Consider the following 17,440-nt stretch of genomic DNA (forward strand, 5'->3'; position numbering starts at 1 on the left):
CGACGCAGATCGGCAGCAGGCCTGCGCCACGTGCGGATCCTATCTGCGGCAGGTGAACTTCGACGAGAAGCGTCACGTGCGCCGAGCCACGCTCGTGCCGAGGTTATTTCGCGATCGCGTCGCTCGCCGGATTGTTGTGCAGCATGCGGTCGCCGTTGGCCGGAAGCGCAGGGCGTTTCATCGGCATGTTGTCGGGGTTGTAGGCGCGCGATCCGCTTGCATTCGGGGCCTTGGGCGCATCAGATGCTCCCGGCGCGGGGGGTGGTTTTACCATCGACGCCGAGTCGACAGGAGGCACAGTCTGGGCTTGCACGGTCGTTACAGCGCTGACACCAGCAATCAACGAAGCCGCCGCGGCCACAATGCCAGGCAGGGTTCCAAGGGCGCGGGATTTCATGGTTTTCTCCGGATCGGCGCGCGCGTTTCTGTCGAGGCGCTGCAAGGCGCTGCCGTTTAGTTTTGTGACATCGGAGAGGGTGGAAGATTCGTTTTTTTGGTGCGGCGTAGTCAGCAGTCAGGGCTTCAGCGGCAAGGCAAGATCGATTTGCGCGGGGTGAGCCCCGGATCTTGCAGCTGATCCGCTTGCGGACCGCAGCCAATGCTCAGTGCCGAGCGTTACGGTAAAATTGTGTATTCGACGCCAAAAAAACGCGTCTCACGCTTAAAAATTAGCAGTTCCCCATGTCAACAGCATCAAAACCCAGCCCGCGCCGCGTCAGCGTTGCTCCAATGATGGACTGGACTGACCGTCATTGCCGGTCTTTCCATCGGATATTGACGCGGCATACGTGGCTCTACACCGAAATGGTCACGACCGGCGCGCTACTGCACGGCGATGTCGCACGCCATCTCGCGTTCACGCCAGGCGAGGCGCCTGTCGCGTTGCAGCTTGGCGGCAGCGAACCGGCCGATCTCGCCCGCAGCGCGAAGCTCGGTGAGCAATGGGGCTATGACGAGATCAATCTGAATTGCGGCTGCCCGTCCGAGCGAGTGCAACGCGGTGCTTTTGGCGCGTGCCTGATGAACGAGCCGCAACTAGTCGCGGATGGCGTGAAGGCCATGCGTGATGCGGTATCGATTCCGGTCACGGTCAAGCATCGGATCGGCGTGGATGCGGTTGAGGACTATGCGTTCGTGCGGGATTTCGTCGGTACGGTTGCGGATGCAGGATGTGAGGTGTTTATCGTCCACGCGCGTAATGCGATCCTGAAGGGCTTGAGCCCGAAGGAGAATCGCGAGATTCCGCCGCTGAAGTATGAATATGCGTACCAGTTGAAGCGCGATTTCCCGCATCTGGAGATATCGATCAATGGTGGTATCAAGACGCTGGACGAAGTGGAAGAGCATTTGAAACATGTCGACGGCGTGATGCTTGGCCGCGAGGCTTATCACAACCCCTACGTGCTCGCAGGCGTCGATTCGCGTTTTTACGGCGTGCAAACGCCCGTGTTGTCGCGCGAGGAAGTCGAGACCGGCTTGATCGACTACGCGCGTCAGGAAGTGGCGCGCGGGACGTTCCTCGGTGGCATTACGCGGCACGCGCTGGGCTTGTATCGAGGCGTGGCGGGTGCGCGTGGCTGGCGTCGCGTGCTCTCGGATAGCCGCCGCCTCGCAACCGGCGATATGGCCATTTTCGATGAAGCGCGCACTCATCTGCGAGATGCTGTCGAATTGATCGAATAAGGGACTAGGCAAAGCGAATCTTTGTTCGTATAATCTCGTTTCTCGATTCAGCAAGCCAGTTCTTGGTGAGCTAGAGAGGCGGTAAGAAGTAAGACAGTGGTGGCTGTAGCTCAGTTGGTAGAGTCCAGGATTGTGATTCCTGTTGTCGTGGGTTCGAGCCCCATCAGCCACCCCAAAAGATTAAAGCAAAAAGCCCGACTTTCACGAGTTGGGCTTTTTGTTTTCTGGAATCCATGTAACTACTGTGCAGTCAGATTTGGTCAAGATCTGCCGATATACAACTCAGGTACGGTCTTAGCCAAATCTGGATGTTGATTTGGCTAAAACTTGCGAGCGTGCGTGGGGCATTCAAACGGATCGGCAATCGATCACGGCAACTCGCTGAGAAGCGTTTCCGAAACAGCACCCGCGCCGCCGCTTTGCCTGATACCTCAGGCGCTTAAAAATCAAGAGGCTTGATTTTCATACGTTTGGCATTGCGGGCCAGCACGTCATCGAGTGTTGCCATCGTTTTTACTTTGGCATCCATCGCGGCAGCAAGGTGCAGCGCGTCACCAGCACGAAGCCCGGTTGCTGCGTCCAAGGTCAACACGGCGGCGCGATGAAACGTAGACGGCTCAACGGGCAGTAGTTGCAAATCGCTTGCGCAAAGGCGCTCGAACGCCTGCCATGCGGACGCCCCTTGCCTGGCGGATATTTGAGCTGTCCGTTGTTTGATGCCGAGGGCACTTGCAAATTCAGTCACACACCATGCGGCGGAGGTCAGTTCTTCGGTGCACGCTGCATACCAACGTGCAACAGCGACGCTCATGGGTTCATTTACACACAACGCTACCAGCACAGACGTGTCTACGTAAGTCGCCATCAGTAACGCGCTCCGCGCCGCAACTCTTCCGTGACAGGCTGCGATATTGGCATTGCCTCGCGGGTCGTTTCAAGCTCCCGAGCGAAAGCGGCGCGGTTCCATTTAGAAGCGCGAATGCTAAGACCGCCGTCGATAGTCAAGTCAACCTGAACGTGGTCGCCTTCCTTCACGCCAATGCGGCGCACGTATTCGGCAGGAATGCGCAGCGCAAGGCTATTGCCCCATTTTGCAATTTGCAGGTTCATCTTACAGCGCTCCGATTGATATACGTTTACGTATATACATAATATCACCGGATTCAGTTTACGCAATCGCGGCTTTCAACCTTGTTACGCCGCAGGCAAAGCCGTTCCGAATAACAAAATTCGAAACGGCTTCTGTTTTTTCCGAGTTTGTTTTGCCGCGTCGTCTTGTCTAACCCGGTGTGCGATAGCTTTCCCTGATGTTCAGGTTTAACCAGCCTCACCTGTTCCCTCCATGCCCGCTGACCTGCGCACCCGCATCGCGATGCAGGCTGAACAGATCCGCCACCCCGAGCAATCCCACCGCCCCCACGATCAGGAACGCGATACTGAAATCTGCCGGCACGACAGTCTGCGCGTCGTGACCATGCATCCATTCCGAGAGTCTCAAAGCGATGGCACCCACCGCGACGCCAATCCCCATCGTCAACTGGAACAGCGTACTGGACAACGCCGACGCGCCGCTCATCTGCGCCTTCGCGACATCGGCGAAACTGAGGGTGTTCAGCGCCGTGAATTGCAGCGAGCGCGACAGGCCACTCGCAAACAACACGGCGACGATGATCCAGGTCGGCGTCGTGGGCGATATCAAGCTCATCATCGCCAGCGACGCAGCCGCCAGGAATCCGTTCACGATCAGCACCGGACGAAAGCCGAAGCGCCGCATGACCGGCGTGGTGACGACTTTCATCGATAAATTGCCGGCGAAGACCGACAACGTCAGCAGCCCGGATTCGAACGCGTTCAGCCCGAAGCCGACCTGGAACATCAGCGGCAACAGGAACGGCGCCGCGCTGATGGCGATGCGAAACAGCGAGCCGCCGCCCATCGCTACCCTGAAGGTCTTGATCTGCAGTGCGTTGAGATCGAGGAGCGGTTCGGCCGCGCGGCGCACATGCCACCATGCCGCCACGCCCGCGAGCACGCCGAGCGCGATCAGCCCGCTTGCAAGCGCCCAGGGCGTGTCGTTGCGGCCGACGAGTTCCATTGCGTAGAGCAGGGTCGTGCAGGCAAGACCGCATAGCACGAAACCCAGGAAATCGAAGCGGCGGCCGGCGTGATCGCGGGTGTTATCGAGGTAACGAAGCGCCACGATCAAGCCGATCACCCCGAGCGGCAGATTCAGGTAAAAGATCCAGCGCCATGACGAATACGTGGTGATAAACCCGCCCAGCGGCGGCCCGATCACGGGCGCGACAAGACCGGGCCAGGTAATGATCGAGATGGCGCGCATCAAGCCTTCCTTGGGCGTGGCGCGTAATACAGCGAGCCGCCCGACGGGCACCATCATCGCGCCGCCAATCCCCTGCAGTACACGTGCCGCCGTGAACGTGGGCAGCGTCGACGTCATGCCGCAGAGCACGGACGCAACCGTGAACACGGCGATCGCGCTGCCGAACACGGTGCGCAGGCCGAAGCGATCGGCGGCCCAGCCGCTAATGGGGATGAATACGGCAAGCGTCAGCAAATACGATGTAATGCCGAGGCTCAGGTCGACGGGGTGTAGCCCGAACGAGCGCGCCATTTGCGGCAGCGCCGTGGCGATGATCGTGCCGTCGAGGTTCTCCATGAAGAAGGTCGCCGCGACCAGCATCACGATGACGGAGGAACCGCGTGGGTTCGCCGCGCCGGACGTGGTGCGGGAAAGGTCGGGGGCCTGCATCGAAGGCGTCTCTCGTGTTCGGATCTTGAATGAAGGCGGCGATATTGAAAAGCTAATGAAAGGCAACTGCAGCGCATGCCGATAGCTTACCGGGCCGGGAGCGCGACGTGGCGATGGGCATCGATGCAGCAAGGGCCGCGCTATGGTAGCGTCGACACTCGGCGAGCGCCTTTAAAACCTGAACACCAACATGGGGAAGCAAGCAATGGAGTACCGGAAACTCGGTGGAACGGATGTCAATGTCAGCCTGATCGGACTGGGCACGATGACCTGGGGCGAGCAGAACACGGAAGCCGATGCGCACGCGCAGCTCAATGCCGCGCTCGATGCCGGCATCAACCTGATCGACGCCGCCGAGATGTACCCGGTGCCGCCGCGCCCTGAGACGCAAGGGCGCACGGAGGCGTACATCGGCACGTGGCTGGCAGCGAACCCGGGCGCACGCGAGAAGATCGTGCTCGCCACCAAGATCGCGGGACCCGCACGCCAGCCGCACAACCCGCGGCACATCCGCGGCGCGGGCAACCAGTTTGACCGGACCAACCTGACCGAAGCCGTTAATACCAGCCTCGCACGGCTGCAGACGGATTACGTCGATTTGTACCAGTTGCACTGGCCCGACCGCAGCACCATGACGTTCGGACGCGCGAACTATCCGTGGGTCAACGACGAATACACGGTGCCTATCGAAGAGACGCTGACGGTGCTCGGCGATCTCGTGAAGGCAGGCAAGATCCGCTACGTCGGGGTATCGAACGAAACACCCTGGGGTGTCGCGCAATTCCTTCAGGCTGCCGACAAACTCGGCCTGCCGAGAATTGTGAGCATCCAGAATCCGTACAGCCTGGTGAACCGCACGTTCGAAACGGGGCTGTCGGAATTCACGCACAAGGAAGGCGTCGGCCTGCTGGCGTATTCGCCGCTGGCGTTCGGCTGGTTATCCGGCAAGTACGAGGGCGGTGCGCGTCCGGCGGGCGCTCGCATCACGCTGTTCGAGCGATTTGCCCGTTATAGCAAGCCGCATGCGGTCAAGGCGATCAGCGCTTACGTGGAACTCGCCAGGCGTCACGGCCTGAGTCCGGCGCAACTCGCGCTTGCGTTCGTGAACAGCCGGCCGTTCACCACCAGCACGCTGATCGGCGCAACGACGCTCGCGCAATTGCACGAGAACATCGGCAGCCTGGACGTGAAATTGTCGGATGAGATCCTGGCCGAAATCGATGCGCTTCACGAAGCCCAGCCGAATCCCGCACCCTGATCGTTTCGCTGAAAAGTGTCATACGCTTGTCGTACGCTGAGTGAGAACGGCCACGATTTTTTACCCGCTGCATCCGTTTTTGCATGGTTTCAAGCGTAAAGTTGTTGTCTCGGTTGATGTCGTAATCGTCTGTCATAAGCCGCGCCAGTGCTTGGCTGGCGCGCGCTTCGCTGCTCGTTGGTGACGCGCCAGTTGTCATGGCATTACACTTGCTCGAAGGTCCCGGTTGCCGCTGTGGTGCCTCTCGTGCCTCAGCGCGCCCTACGCAAAGGAGTCGTCGCTCATGCCACAAACCCCCTCGAAGTCCTCTTCCGATCTCGACACCCTCGCCATCAACACCATCCGCACGCTGTCCATGGACGCCGTGCAAAAAGCCAATTCCGGTCACCCGGGCACCCCGATGGCGCTTGCGCCGGTGGGCTTTCACCTGTGGCAAAACCATCTGCGTTATGACCCGGCTGAACCGCTGTGGCCGAATCGCGACCGCTTCGTGCTGTCGGTTGGCCACGCGTCCATGTTGCTGTACTCGCTGCTGCACCTGACCGGGGTGAAAGCCGTCGATCACGCCGGTAAGCCAACGGATGGTCCGGCTGTATCGCTGGATGACATCAAGCATTTTCGGCAACTCGACAGCAAGACGCCGGGCCATCCGGAATACCGCATGACGTCAGGCGTTGAAACCACGACGGGTCCGCTCGGGCAGGGGCTGGGAAATAGCGTCGGCATGGCGATGGCCGGGCGCTGGTACGAGTCGCATTTCAACAAGCCGGATGCGCAGATTTTCGACTATCACGTGTATGCGCTGTGCGGCGACGGCGACATGATGGAAGGCATCTCGCACGAAGCGGCCTCCATGGCGGGGCATCTGAAGTTGTCGAATCTGACCTGGATCTACGACAGCAACCGCGTGACCATTGAAGGCCACACGGACCTTGCGTATAGCGACGACGTGGAAACGCGGTTCAAGGGCTACCACTGGAACACGATGCACGTTGACGACGCCAACGACGGCGCCGCGCTCGAAGCCGCGCTGAACCAGGCGAAGGCCAACACCGACGGACCTACGCTGATCGTGGTGAAGAGCATTATCGGCTGGGGTGCGCCGCATAAGCAGGACACCTCCGCGGCGCATGGCGAGCCACTGGGCGTAGATGAAATCAAGCTCGCCAAGAAGTTTTACGGCTGGCCGGAGGACTCGAGTTTCCTCGTGCCGGACGGTGTGTACGAGCACTTCAACGAGGGCATCGGCACGCGTGGCAAGGCGGCACGCGTTGCGTGGCAAAAGAGTTTCGATGACTACGCGAAGAAGTATCCGGATCTGGCGAAGGAGTTTGCGCAGATCGAAGCGCACGCGTTGCCGGAGGGTTGGGACGCGGATATTCCCACATTCGACGCCGATGCAAAGGGCATGGCGTCGCGGGAATCATCGGGCAAGGTGTTGAACGCCATTGCAAAGCGTTTCCCCTGGATGATCGGCGGTTCAGCGGATTTGTCGCCATCGACGAAAACCGATATGAAGTTCGAAGGCGCGGGCAGTTTCGAGTACGACAACTACGCCGGCCGCAACCTGCACTTCGGTATTCGCGAGCACGTAATGGGCGCAATCTGCAACGGCATCGCGTTGTCGAACCTGCGGCCCTACGGTTCCACGTTCCTGATTTTCAGCGACTACATGAAGCCGCCTATCCGGCTTTCGTCGATCATGGAAGTGCCGGTGATCTACGTGTTCACGCACGATTCCATTGGTGTGGGCGAAGACGGTCCGACGCATCAGCCGATCGAGCAACTGGCGTCATTGCGCGGGGTGCCGGGGCTCAGCACCTATCGTCCGGGCGATGCGAACGAAGTCGCCGAATCGTGGCGTGCCGCATTGTCCGAACCGCAACGGCCGGCGTGCATTGTGGTCTCGCGCCAGCCGCTGCCGACTTTTGACCGGTCAAAGTATGCATCGGCGAAGGGGGTTCACAAAGGCGCGTATGTTCTCGCCGACGCTGAAGGCGGCAAGAAACCCGAAGTTATCCTGATGGCGACAGGCAGCGAAGTGTCGGTATGCGTCGACACCTATGAGAAGCTCAAGAGCGAGGGAATCGCGGCGCGGGTCGTCTCCATGCCGTCATGGGACCTGTTCGAACGGCAGGACGACGCTTATAAGGATTCCGTGTTTCCGCCGGATATCGCCGCGCGTGTGTGCGTGGAGCAGGCAGGCGCGCTCGGCTGGGACCGCTATGTCGGCCGCCTCGGTTCGCAGATCGTGATGCATACGTTCGGGGCGTCGGCTCCGCTCGCCGACCTGAAGAAGAAATTCGGCTTCACGCCGGAACACGTCTACGACGAAGCGAAAAAGCAGATCGAACGCGCCAAAACCAGCCATAAGGAGTAAGCCATCATGCAGATCGGAATCGTTGGACTAGGCCGTATGGGCGCGAACATTGCACGCCGGTTGATGCGGGGCGAGCAGACCTGCGTGGTGTACGACCATGCGCCCGAAGCGACGCAGGCGGTCGTGGCCGACGGCGCGACCGGTGCGAGTGATCTGGGCGATCTCGTGAAGAAGCTTGCCGCGCCGCGCTCGGTCTGGCTGATGTTGCCGGCGGGCAAGATCACCGAAGACACGCTGAACGATCTCTACGAGATCCTTGACGCGGGCGACACGGTCATCGACGGCGGCAACAGCTTCTACAAGGACGACATTGTCCATGCGGCGAAGCTGAAGGAGAAGGGCATCCATTTCGTCGATGTCGGCACGTCCGGCGGCGTGTGGGGCCTCGAGCGCGGTTATTGCATGATGATCGGCGGCGACAAGGACGTGGTGCAGCGGCACGATCCGATTCTCTCCGTGCTGGCTCCCGGGCGCGGCGATATTCCCGCCACGCCGAATCGCGAAGGCCGCGATACACGTGTAGAAAACGGCTATATGCACGTGGGTCCGGTGGGATCCGGCCATTTCGTGAAGATGGTGCATAACGGGATCGAGTACGGCTTGATGCAGGCGTACGCGGAAGGATTCGACATCCTCAAGCACAAGTCGTCGACCGAGTTGCCAGAGGCACAGCGCTACGATCTGGACATTGCAGATATTGCCGAAGTCTGGCGGCGTGGCAGCGTGGTGTCGTCGTGGCTGCTCGATCTGACGGCGGGTGCGCTGGCCGGCAATAGCACGCTTGATAAATACTCCGCCGAAGTGGCCGATAGCGGCGAAGGGCGCTGGACGATCGAGGCGGCGATCGAGGAAGCAGTGCCGGCGCAAGTTCTATCGGCGGCGTTGTATTCGCGGTTCCGGTCGCGTGAAGAAAATTCGTTTGCCGACCGTATGCTGTCGGCCATGCGCTTCGGGTTCGGTGGTCACAAGGAATTCACGCCCGGACTGAAGTGATCTTTTTGCTGGATTTTCCTGAGCGGCAAGCGGGTTGAAGATGGGTAAAAAAGCCGTTTCAACGTGAGTTGGAACGGCTTTTCTCTTTATTGAAACAGCTTCGACCGGTCTTACCTTCCGGTCACGCGGTTAACGCATCATCCGTCGACGGAACAATACCGCGCAGATGAAAAACGGCACGATGGCATAGGCTGCAAGTACGGCCACATGCAGCACGACATGTTCTGCCGGCCGGTCGAGCATCGCGGGCCGGATCAGCGCGACCGCGTGCGACAACGGCAACAATAGCGAGACGTTTTGCGCCACCGCCGGCAATTGCGTGAGCGGGAAGAACACGCCGGATAGCAGCAACATGGGCGTGAGCGCGAGCGTCTGGTAGAACATGAAGAAGTCGTAACTCGGCGCCACCGCGGTCACGATCATCGCCGTGCTGGAGAACGCCAGACCGGTCAGGACAATCACGGGCAACGCATAAAGCATGGTCGGAAAACTCGCGTAGCCGAGCACGCCGGCCACCAGCATGATCGCCACGCCGGAAAGCACCGACTTGCTCGCGGCCCACACAATTTCCGCGAGCACGATGTCGCCCAAAGTCAGCGGCGTATGCATGATCGCTTCCCACGTGCGCTGCACATGCATGCGCGAGAAGCCGGAGTACATGGCCTCGAAACTCGCCGACATCATCACGCTCGAGGCCACCGTCCCTGCCGCGAGAAACGCGATGTACGAAACGCCGTCCACGTGACCGACCATCAGGCCGAGCCCGAGACCCAGTCCGAACAGATAAATCATGGGATCGGCGAGGTTGCCGAACATCGACGCAATCGCGAGTTTTTTCCAGACGAGATAATTCCGCCGCCAGACCGACATCCAGTTCGATGCGTTCGCGGGCATCGCGCTGAGGAGCGGTTCGCGTTGAGGCTGGCGCACCGTACGCGTTGCACTAGGAGAGGACTCAGGGGACTCAGCGGTGTTCACATTCGGTTCGCTCGACATCGATCAGTCCACCATCTCGCGCCCGGTCAGGCGCAAAAACACATCTTCAAGATTTGCCGGCCGGTGCAGATAACGCACGCCAGGCCGTCCCTTTACGCGCTGATGCACGGGCGCGGGGTCATCGACGTAACAAAACAGGGTCTCGCCGCTGATCTCCATACGGGCGACGAACGGCAGGAGTTCTTCGCGAAGGGCTTGCGGATCGGGACCGTAGATCTCGATCACGTCGCAGCCGATCACCCGCTGGATCAGGTCGTCGGGTTTGCCTTCCGCTACCTTGCGGCCTTCCTCGATCACGCACAGCCGGTCGCAAAGCCGTTCGGCCTCCTCCATGAAGTGCGTGGTGAGCAGAATCGTCTTGCCGCGTGCAAGCAGCGAGCGCAGCCGTTCCCAGATCAGGTGCCGCGCTTGCGGATCGAGTCCGGTGGTCGGTTCGTCCATGACCAGCACGTCGGGATCGTTGACGAGTGCGCGCGCGAGCGTGAGCCGACGCTTCATTCCGCCCGACAACTCACCTACCCGTGCGTTCGCCTTGCTTTCCAGCCGGGCGAATTCGAGCAGCGACGGCACCACGGCTTCAATCTCGCTGCCGCTCATGCCGAAATAACGGCCGAAAACGAGCAGGTTTTCGCGGACGGTGAAGTCCGGATCGAGGTTGTCGAATTGCGGCACCACGCCCACGCGGCGCCGGGCATAACGGGCGCGACCGGGAATGGGTTCGTCCACAAGACGGATCGTGCCTGCATCCGGCGCGGTCAGGCCGAGCAGCATCTTGAGCGTGGTGGTCTTGCCCGCGCCGTTGGGGCCAAGCAGGCCGAAACACTCGCCGGGCAAAACGTGGAACGACAGGCCGTTGACGACGGTCTTGTCACCGTAATGTTTTTCGACGTCAATAAACTCGATCGCCGGATTTCCCGGCGCGGCAGTCGTGCGGTTTGCGTCGGCGGGTAACACTGCTGCATCTGACATGCGCGAACTCAGGTGTTGGGTCGGAAGTTGGCTCTTAAAACAAGCTAACTAGTTTAATCGATTGCACCAACGAGGCGCGTCCCTCTGTCTGAACTGCACTGCGGGCGCGCACGGGGGCCATTTTGTGGTCGCCGGACGCTTTCGCGAAGCTTGGGCTAATGACCTGAAGGCCCGCCCATCAAGGGACTCACGGACCTGGCACGGTGTCCGCTTGGCGTTCGCCAAGCGACCGGGCCGCATTAGCGTTTTCCATCGTTGCCACCGTTTCAGGGACGCACCATGATGAAGGCAACGCGGCCCGGGTTTTGTCGCCCGCCCGGCCCACGGGGCAGAATCTGCAAGACTATGACGACCGTTTTTTGATGCCCTTTGCTGCCTTCATGCAGCGCGGAGAACCACCATGGCGAGCTACCGAAAAATCCTGTTGTGTTACGACGGTTCCCGCGAGGGGCGCAAGGCGTTACGTGACGGCGCGAATCTGGCGCTTGACCTGAAAGCCGAAACGCATGTGCTTGCCGTTGTCGACATGCGCTCCAGCATCGCCCAAAGCGCCGGCCTCCTCACCGATATGGCATGCGGCCGTTTCGAAGACGCCGCCCGGGACATCCTGCGCGAAGGCGTGGAGTGGCTGACCGAACGGGGTGTTCCGGCGCAGGGCCACTTTGCGTTCGGCCATCCTATCGATGAAATCGCGGGGCTCGCGCAGAGCTTGCAGGTGGATCTGGTGGTGGTGGGACACCGGTGCCGCACGGGTCTCGCGCGCTGGTGGATGGGCTCGGGCAACACGCCGCTGATGGATCGGGTGTCATGCAGCATTTTGGTGGCAGTGTCGCCAACGGGTACATCTGCCGAGGAGGAAGACGCTGCACACGCCGCGATGCCCGCGAAAGCCGAGGCGAATGTTTGATGCGGCCCGCCGGCGTGGGCTGAGGGCGCGGGCCCGGAGCAAAAAAACGGCCAAGCCGGGGTTCGCTATCAGGCTATCAGGATCAGGCTATCAACCCGCAGCAACAGGGCGAACAGTCCTGTTGCTGTGGGAAAGCCGATCAATCGCCTAGCTGCCGTTCAGCTCCACCGCGACCAGTTTCCACGAGAACAACCCGTAGCGCCGAAAAATGGCTGAATAGCGTGCGTCGCCGGTGCCGTGCTGGTAGTTCACCGCGAAGGTATCGAAACTTCGATACCCCGCCGTAGTTTGCGGCGGCGGCTTCGGTGCGGGCGGCGAAGCGACGGTAGGCGCCGGTTGGGCGGGCGCCGGCTGCGGCTGAGGCGCTGGCACGGCTCCCGGAGCCACGGCAACAGCGCCGCTTGCCTCGGACGGAACCGGTGGTTTCTCGCCCGGATCGCCTCGTGGGGGAATGCCATTGAGGATCGCGGCCACGCCGTCGGGCGTGGCATACGAGTCAACCAGCGGGCCGATTAGCGCTGCGCCAATCATGGCGCCGATCATCGCTAACGGATTGCCGCTCTTCTGTATGTCGATCTTTCGCGTCAACAACTGCCCGACCTGGTCCTTCAGGCTTTCACGCAGCAGCGGAAAGTCGACATACTGATTCACCGTTTGAGCGTCACGGGCGTCGGCGGCGCGCTTCAACCGGTCGAGCGCTATATACGGCGACGCATAGATCCAGCCGAGTACCGCCACGACAATAACAACCAACAACGCAATGACAACGGACTTGCTGGTACGGGACATACGCTAAGGCGCCTTTTGGCTGATGAGGTGGATGCGGCTCGAATGCACGAGTAGAGAGTAGAAACCAGAAACGACTCGACCCTTCAGATGGACCGCAACGGCGCCAGAATTATCCCTGCTTCACCCCTGTAAATTCTATTGTTTCTTCGAATCAGGCGAGTAATCCGCCTTCAGCGCCCGCACGCTCCTCGTCGATACAGCGGTCGATCATGCGCGATACCGCTGCAATATTGCCGACCATGATGACCCGCGATTCACCGCGATAAACCCGCACCGGCGCACGTTGTTCGGCCTGCGTATGCACCGATGCACTCAGCGATACCCGGGCGAATGCCGGTTGCCGCGAAGGCAGGACGGGCAGTTCGTCGAAGAGATCGGGGGTGTCGGCGGGCTTTGGTGTCTTGCAGGAGATCAGCGAGCGCAGGTGCCGCAAGCGGCCGAACTCGCGGAATTGCCGAAACGACAGCGGCGCACGTGCCGTCGGCGCGAACGATGCGGATAAAAAAGAAGCAGAAAACAGCCGGGCGAATCGTTCCATGATGTTTCTCCGATAACCGATGATCGATAACAATAGGACGCGCACCGGTTCATCGCGGATGCGATGTCCGTCACGCTTTATAGGGCCGGAATTCAAGGGCAGCGCGGCTGGGAGCGGGAACACCCGGAACACCCGCCGCCCTGCAAAATCAGAAACCAGAAATCAAAGCTCGCCGGAACGAATCAACCCGACCGCAATACCTTCCAGCGCAAAGTCATCACTGCCTGACGCCACGAAGATGTTCTCGTAATCAGGATTTTCAGCGATCAATTCAACACCATCCGGACGACGTTTCCAGCGTTTCACCGTGACGTCGTCGCCGAGCCGGGCCACGACTATCTGCCCGTCCTTCGCCTCGTTTTTCTTCTGCACGGCGAGCAGATCACCGTCGAAGATGCCCGCGTCGCGCATGGAAAGACCACGCACCTTCAACAGATAGTCCGGCTTGCTGGAGAACAGCGCCGGGTCGCAGGCGAAATGCTGGGAGATATGTTCCTGCGCGAGGATCGGGCTACCGGCCGCCACGCGCCCGACCAGCGGCAACGACAATTGCATGATGCTGGCATGGGGCAGCGTGAACTGATGAGGACCATCGTCAAGGCCGCCATTGGTCAGCAAGCGAATGCCGCGCGATGAACCCGCGGCCAGTTCGATCACCCCTTTACGCGCCAGCGCCCGGAGATGCTCTTCGGCGGAATTAGCGGAGCTAAAACCAAGTTCGGCTGCGATCTCGGCGCGTGTGGGCGGAAAGCCCGTGCGTTCGATCGCACGCTGGATCAGTTCGAAAACCTCTTGCTGCCGCGCAGTCAGTTTGCTCATTTTGGTCACGTGCTTTTGCCCCTTTATGGCCGGTCGTCCACTGTATGGATGAACAGATACCTGTAGTTTTATACAGTATTCGACGCTTTTCAAGCTTTACTTTAAGTTCGGCGTCGTCAGAACCACACGGAGCCCAAAATCCGGTGCTTCAACGCCTGTTTGATGGCCGCAACGCCGCTTCCAGCCGTCATTAGCACTTTTTCATCTAAAAGAATGAATAACAATTATTTTTAATAATGAAAGCCCGTCGATAGACTCGGCTGCTCAAACACATAAGGCGGAGAACGGGGCAATGCTGAGTCGGAATTCGGGGTGGGGCGCACGTGCAAGGAAGCTGTTTGCCACGGCGGTGATCGGGGCAGCGGCGGCGAGCGGGATGACCGCGGGAATGATCGCGCAAGCGCATGCCGACACGTCGTTCCTCAACGTGTCGTACGACCCGACGCGTGAGCTGTACCAGGAATTCAATCAGGCATTCGGCAAGAAATGGAAGGCTGAAACCGGTGAAACCATCACGTTCAAGCAATCGCACGGCGGCTCGGGCGGTCAGGCGCGCTCGGTTCTCGACGGCTTGCAGGCTGACGTCGTGACGCTGGCGCTCGCTTACGACATTGATGCGCTCGCAGCCAAGGGACTGGTCGCCCAGGACTGGCAAAAGCGCTTGCCGGACAACGCGTCGCCGTACACATCGACGATCGTGTTCCTCGTGCGCAAGGGCAACCCGAAGCAGATCAAGGACTGGCCGGATCTGCTCAAGCCGGGTGTGTCTATCGTGACGCCGAATCCGAAGACGTCGGGCGGCGCGCGCTGGAACTACCTTGCGGCGTGGGCGTATGCAGAACATCTGCCAGGCGGCAACGCGACGACCGCGAAGGACTTCGTGACCAAGCTCTATAAGAATGCCGGCGTGCTGGATTCGGGCGCACGGGGCGCGACGACGAGTTTCGTGCAACGTGGTCAGGGCGATGTGCTGATCGCGTGGGAAAACGAGGCGTTCCTGTCGTTGAAGGAATTCGGTTCGGACAAATTCGAGATCGTGGTGCCGTCGGTGAGCATCCTGGCCGAGCCGCCGGTGGCGGTCGTCGACAAGGTGGTCGATCGTCACGGCACGCGCAAACTGGCCGAGGCTTACCTCAAGTATCTGTATAGCGAAGAAGGTCAGGAGATCGCCGCGCGCAATTTCTATCGGCCGCGTTCCACGGCTGTTCCCGCCGCGCTGACGAAGCAGTTCCCGAAGATCAAGCTCTACACCATCGACGACTCGTTCGGTGGCTGGGCCAACGCACAAAAGACGCATTTCGCCGATGGCGGGGTGTTCGATTCGATCTACCAGCCGCAGTAAGCATGGCGGTTTGAAGGGCAGCATCGCCGGCGCTTGCGCGCTCGCGGTGCTGTAGTCGTAAAAGAAGCTTGAATAAAACCACGGCCGCATAGACGGCCAGGAAACCCACCCGAAGCTCGACCCCGAAGCGCCGTCCCCGCGGCGCGGCGGAACTGGATGATTCACGCATGACGACTTTCACTTTCCGCAAGCCCAGCGCACTGCCGGGCTTCGGCCTGACGCTCGGCATCACGGTGGCGTATTTGAGCCTCGTGGTGCTGATTCCGCTCGCCGCGACCTTCGCCAAGACGGCCACGCTCGACTGGGCGACGTTCGTGCGCGCGGTGACTTCGCCGCGTGTGATGGCGTCGTATCGGCTGACGTTTACGGCGGCTCTCGGCGGCGCGCTGATCAACGCCGTGTTCGGCTTCCTGGTGGCCTGGGTGCTGGTGCGCTACACGTTCCCGTTCAAGCGCGTGGTGGACGCCGTCGTCGATCTGCCGTTTGCGTTGCCGACTTCTGTTGCCGGCATCGCGCTGGCCGCCGTGTACGCACCGAATGGCTGGATCGGCCAGTTTTTCGCGCCGCTCGGGATCAAGGTGGCTTTCACGCCGTTGGGCGTGCTCGTGGCGCTGACGTTTATTGGCTTGCCGTTTGTCGTGCGAACCGTGCAGCCCGTGCTGGAAGATTTCGAGCGCGAGCAGGAAGAAGCGGCCGCGTGCCTTGGCGCCACGCGTTGGCTGACGTTTCGCCGCGTGGTGCTGCCATCGCTGTTTCCCGCAATCCTGACCGGTTTCGCGCTCGCGTTCGCGCGTGCACTGGGCGAATACGGGTCGGTGATTTTCATCGCCGGAAATGTACCGATGAAGTCCGAAATCACGTCGCTGCTGATCATCACCAAGCTCGAACAATACGACTACGCCGGGGCGACCGCGATCGCCGTGGTAATGCTGTGCGTGTCGTTCCTGATGCTGCTGCTGATCAATACGCTGCAATGGTTCCTGCAACGGCGTACGAGCCGCGGCGGAGCGGGTCCCGCACCCGCTTCGGCCGGTGCGTTGCATATCGACGGGGCGAAAGCATGAGTGCGGCCAACCAGAATGCGGTAGGCGCGACCGTGTCCCGCGTGACGGAACACCAGCTCGATCCGGTCACCGAACCGCGCGCCGTGCGCTGGGTCCTGACGATCATCGCGCTGATTTTCCTGGCGCTGTTTCTTGTCGTGCCGCTCGTTGCCGTGTTTGCGCAGGCGTTTGCGAAGGGCGTGGACTACTACTTCGATTCGCTGAAAGACCCCGACGCGTGGTCAGCCATCAAACTCACGCTGATTGTTGCCGCTATTGCGGTGCCGCTGAACGTGGTGTTCGGGTTGGCGGCGTCGTGGTCCATCGCGAAGTTCGAATTCCGCGGCAAAGCCCTCCTCACGACGCTGATCGATTTGCCGTTTTCAGTCTCGCCAGTCGTCTCAGGGCTGATCTACGTGCTGATGTTCGGCGCACAGGGGTGGTTTGGCCCCTGGCTCATCGATCACAACGTGCAGATCATCTTCGCCGTGCCCGGCATCGTGCTGGCGACGATCTTCGTCACGTTCCCGTTTGTCGCACGCGAGCTGATCCCGCTGATGCAGGCGCAAGGCAACGATGAGGAAGAAGCCGCACACGTGCTTGGCGCGTCGGGCTGGCAGATCTTCCGCCGCGTGACCTTGCCGAACGTGAAGTGGGGTCTGCTGTACGGCGTGATTCTCTGCAATGCCCGGGCGATGGGCGAGTTCGGCGCGGTATCGGTGGTATCGGGCCACATTCGCGGACAAACCGACACCATGCCGCTGCATGTCGAGATCCTCTACAACGAGTACAACTTTTCGGCAGCTTTCGCCGTGGCGTCGCTGCTTGCGTTGCTCGCGCTCGTCACGCTCGCGCTCAAGCTGCTCGCCGAGCGCCGCATGTCGCAATCGATTGAAGCGGTGCAGGCACGGCCCGCCGATATGCCGGTCGCGTCAATCCAGAACTAGAAGGCG

The 17,440-nt window shown here is 60.6% G+C and carries 17 protein-coding genes and 1 tRNA gene; 9 read left to right on the plus strand and 9 right to left on the minus strand.

Annotated features, from left to right (window positions below; genetic code table 11):
* Positions 1-103: 103 nt before the first annotated feature.
* Positions 104-397, minus strand: coding sequence for a hypothetical protein (locus AWB69_RS28650; protein WP_063977937.1), 294 nt, complete (start codon positions 395-397; stop codon positions 104-106).
* A 284-nt stretch (positions 398-681) separates the two neighbouring features.
* Here AWB69_RS28650 and dusA point away from each other — a divergent pair, with 284 nt between their 5' ends.
* On the plus strand, positions 682-1,683 hold the full coding sequence (gene dusA, locus AWB69_RS28655) for a tRNA dihydrouridine(20/20a) synthase DusA (protein ID WP_062090209.1): 1,002 nt from the start codon (positions 682-684) through the stop codon (positions 1,681-1,683).
* 99 nt (positions 1,684-1,782) lie between these two features.
* A tRNA-His gene (locus AWB69_RS28660) sits at positions 1,783-1,858 on the plus strand.
* 264 nt (positions 1,859-2,122) lie between these two features.
* Here AWB69_RS28660 and AWB69_RS28665 read toward each other — a convergent pair.
* From AWB69_RS28665 to AWB69_RS28675, 3 genes are all read right to left on the minus strand, one after another.
* On the minus strand, positions 2,123-2,548 hold the full coding sequence (locus tag AWB69_RS28665; RefSeq protein ID WP_062090210.1) for a type II toxin-antitoxin system VapC family toxin: 426 nt from the start codon (positions 2,546-2,548) through the stop codon (positions 2,123-2,125).
* Positions 2,548-2,793 (minus strand): AbrB/MazE/SpoVT family DNA-binding domain-containing protein, encoded by a 246-nt coding sequence (locus AWB69_RS28670; protein ID WP_062090211.1) that lies wholly within the window; start codon positions 2,791-2,793, stop codon positions 2,548-2,550. The genes AWB69_RS28665 and AWB69_RS28670 overlap by 1 nt, the downstream gene beginning before the upstream one ends.
* Positions 2,794-3,010: 217 nt before the next feature.
* A complete protein-coding gene (locus AWB69_RS28675) occupies positions 3,011-4,453 on the minus strand; it encodes an MFS transporter (protein ID WP_062090212.1) in 1,443 nt (480 codons plus the stop codon).
* Positions 4,454-4,658: 205 nt separating this feature from the next.
* On the opposite strand from AWB69_RS28675, the gene AWB69_RS28680 reads away from it, so the two are divergent.
* The 3 genes from AWB69_RS28680 (at position 4,659) to gnd (ending at position 9,084) form a co-directional block, all read left to right on the plus strand.
* The gene (locus AWB69_RS28680) at positions 4,659-5,711 is read left to right on the plus strand and encodes an NADP(H)-dependent aldo-keto reductase (RefSeq protein WP_062090242.1); all 1,053 of its coding nucleotides are present in this window, start codon (positions 4,659-4,661) and stop codon (positions 5,709-5,711) included.
* A gap of 283 nt (positions 5,712-5,994) precedes the next feature.
* Positions 5,995-8,091, plus strand: a complete 2,097-nt coding sequence (gene tkt, locus AWB69_RS28685; protein ID WP_062090213.1) for a transketolase — start codon at positions 5,995-5,997, stop codon at positions 8,089-8,091.
* A 6-nt stretch (positions 8,092-8,097) separates the two neighbouring features.
* Positions 8,098-9,084, plus strand: a complete 987-nt coding sequence (gene gnd, locus AWB69_RS28690) for a phosphogluconate dehydrogenase (NAD(+)-dependent, decarboxylating) (RefSeq protein WP_062090214.1) — start codon at positions 8,098-8,100, stop codon at positions 9,082-9,084.
* 129 nt (positions 9,085-9,213) lie between these two features.
* On the opposite strand, the gene AWB69_RS28695 is transcribed toward gnd, so the two are convergent.
* Positions 9,214-10,014: an ABC transporter permease gene (locus AWB69_RS28695; RefSeq protein ID WP_062090215.1), complete on the minus strand. Its 801-nt coding sequence runs from the start codon at positions 10,012-10,014 to the stop codon at positions 9,214-9,216.
* Between the two features lie 69 nt (positions 10,015-10,083).
* On the minus strand, positions 10,084-11,049 hold the full coding sequence (nodI, locus tag AWB69_RS28700; RefSeq protein WP_082913636.1) for a nodulation factor ABC transporter ATP-binding protein NodI: 966 nt from the start codon (positions 11,047-11,049) through the stop codon (positions 10,084-10,086).
* A 400-nt stretch (positions 11,050-11,449) separates the two neighbouring features.
* Between nodI and AWB69_RS28705 the strand changes: the two genes are divergently transcribed.
* A complete protein-coding gene (locus AWB69_RS28705) occupies positions 11,450-11,956 on the plus strand; it encodes a universal stress protein (RefSeq protein ID WP_062090216.1) in 507 nt (168 codons plus the stop codon).
* A gap of 147 nt (positions 11,957-12,103) precedes the next feature.
* Here AWB69_RS28705 and AWB69_RS28710 read toward each other — a convergent pair whose 3' ends face one another.
* The 3 genes from AWB69_RS28710 to lexA all read right to left on the minus strand — a co-directional run bounded on the left by AWB69_RS28710 (position 12,104) and on the right by lexA (position 14,102).
* A complete protein-coding gene (locus AWB69_RS28710; protein WP_062090217.1) occupies positions 12,104-12,745 on the minus strand; it encodes a DUF2939 domain-containing protein in 642 nt (213 codons plus the stop codon).
* Between the two features lie 151 nt (positions 12,746-12,896).
* Positions 12,897-13,283, minus strand: coding sequence for a hypothetical protein (locus AWB69_RS28715; protein WP_231937275.1), 387 nt, complete (start codon positions 13,281-13,283; stop codon positions 12,897-12,899).
* 162 nt (positions 13,284-13,445) lie between these two features.
* Complete coding sequence (gene lexA / locus AWB69_RS28720; protein ID WP_062090218.1) at positions 13,446-14,102, minus strand: transcriptional repressor LexA; 657 nt, start codon at positions 14,100-14,102, stop codon at positions 13,446-13,448.
* A 292-nt stretch (positions 14,103-14,394) separates the two neighbouring features.
* Between lexA and AWB69_RS28725 the strand changes: the two genes are divergently transcribed.
* From AWB69_RS28725 to cysW, 3 genes are all read left to right on the plus strand, one after another.
* On the plus strand, positions 14,395-15,444 hold the full coding sequence (locus AWB69_RS28725; protein ID WP_062090219.1) for a sulfate ABC transporter substrate-binding protein: 1,050 nt from the start codon (positions 14,395-14,397) through the stop codon (positions 15,442-15,444).
* A 167-nt stretch (positions 15,445-15,611) separates the two neighbouring features.
* Positions 15,612-16,508 carry a sulfate ABC transporter permease subunit CysT gene (cysT, locus tag AWB69_RS28730; RefSeq protein WP_062090220.1) on the plus strand — a complete coding sequence of 299 codons (897 nt, stop codon included), beginning with the start codon at positions 15,612-15,614 and terminating at the stop codon, positions 16,506-16,508.
* The gene (cysW, locus tag AWB69_RS28735; protein WP_062090221.1) at positions 16,505-17,434 is read left to right on the plus strand and encodes a sulfate ABC transporter permease subunit CysW; all 930 of its coding nucleotides are present in this window, start codon (positions 16,505-16,507) and stop codon (positions 17,432-17,434) included. Before cysT ends, cysW begins: the two co-directional genes overlap by 4 nt.
* Positions 17,435-17,440: the final 6 nt, after the last annotated feature.

The sequence above is a fragment of the Caballeronia udeis genome (assembly GCF_001544555.2).
GTDB lineage: Bacteria > Pseudomonadota > Gammaproteobacteria > Burkholderiales > Burkholderiaceae > Caballeronia > Caballeronia udeis.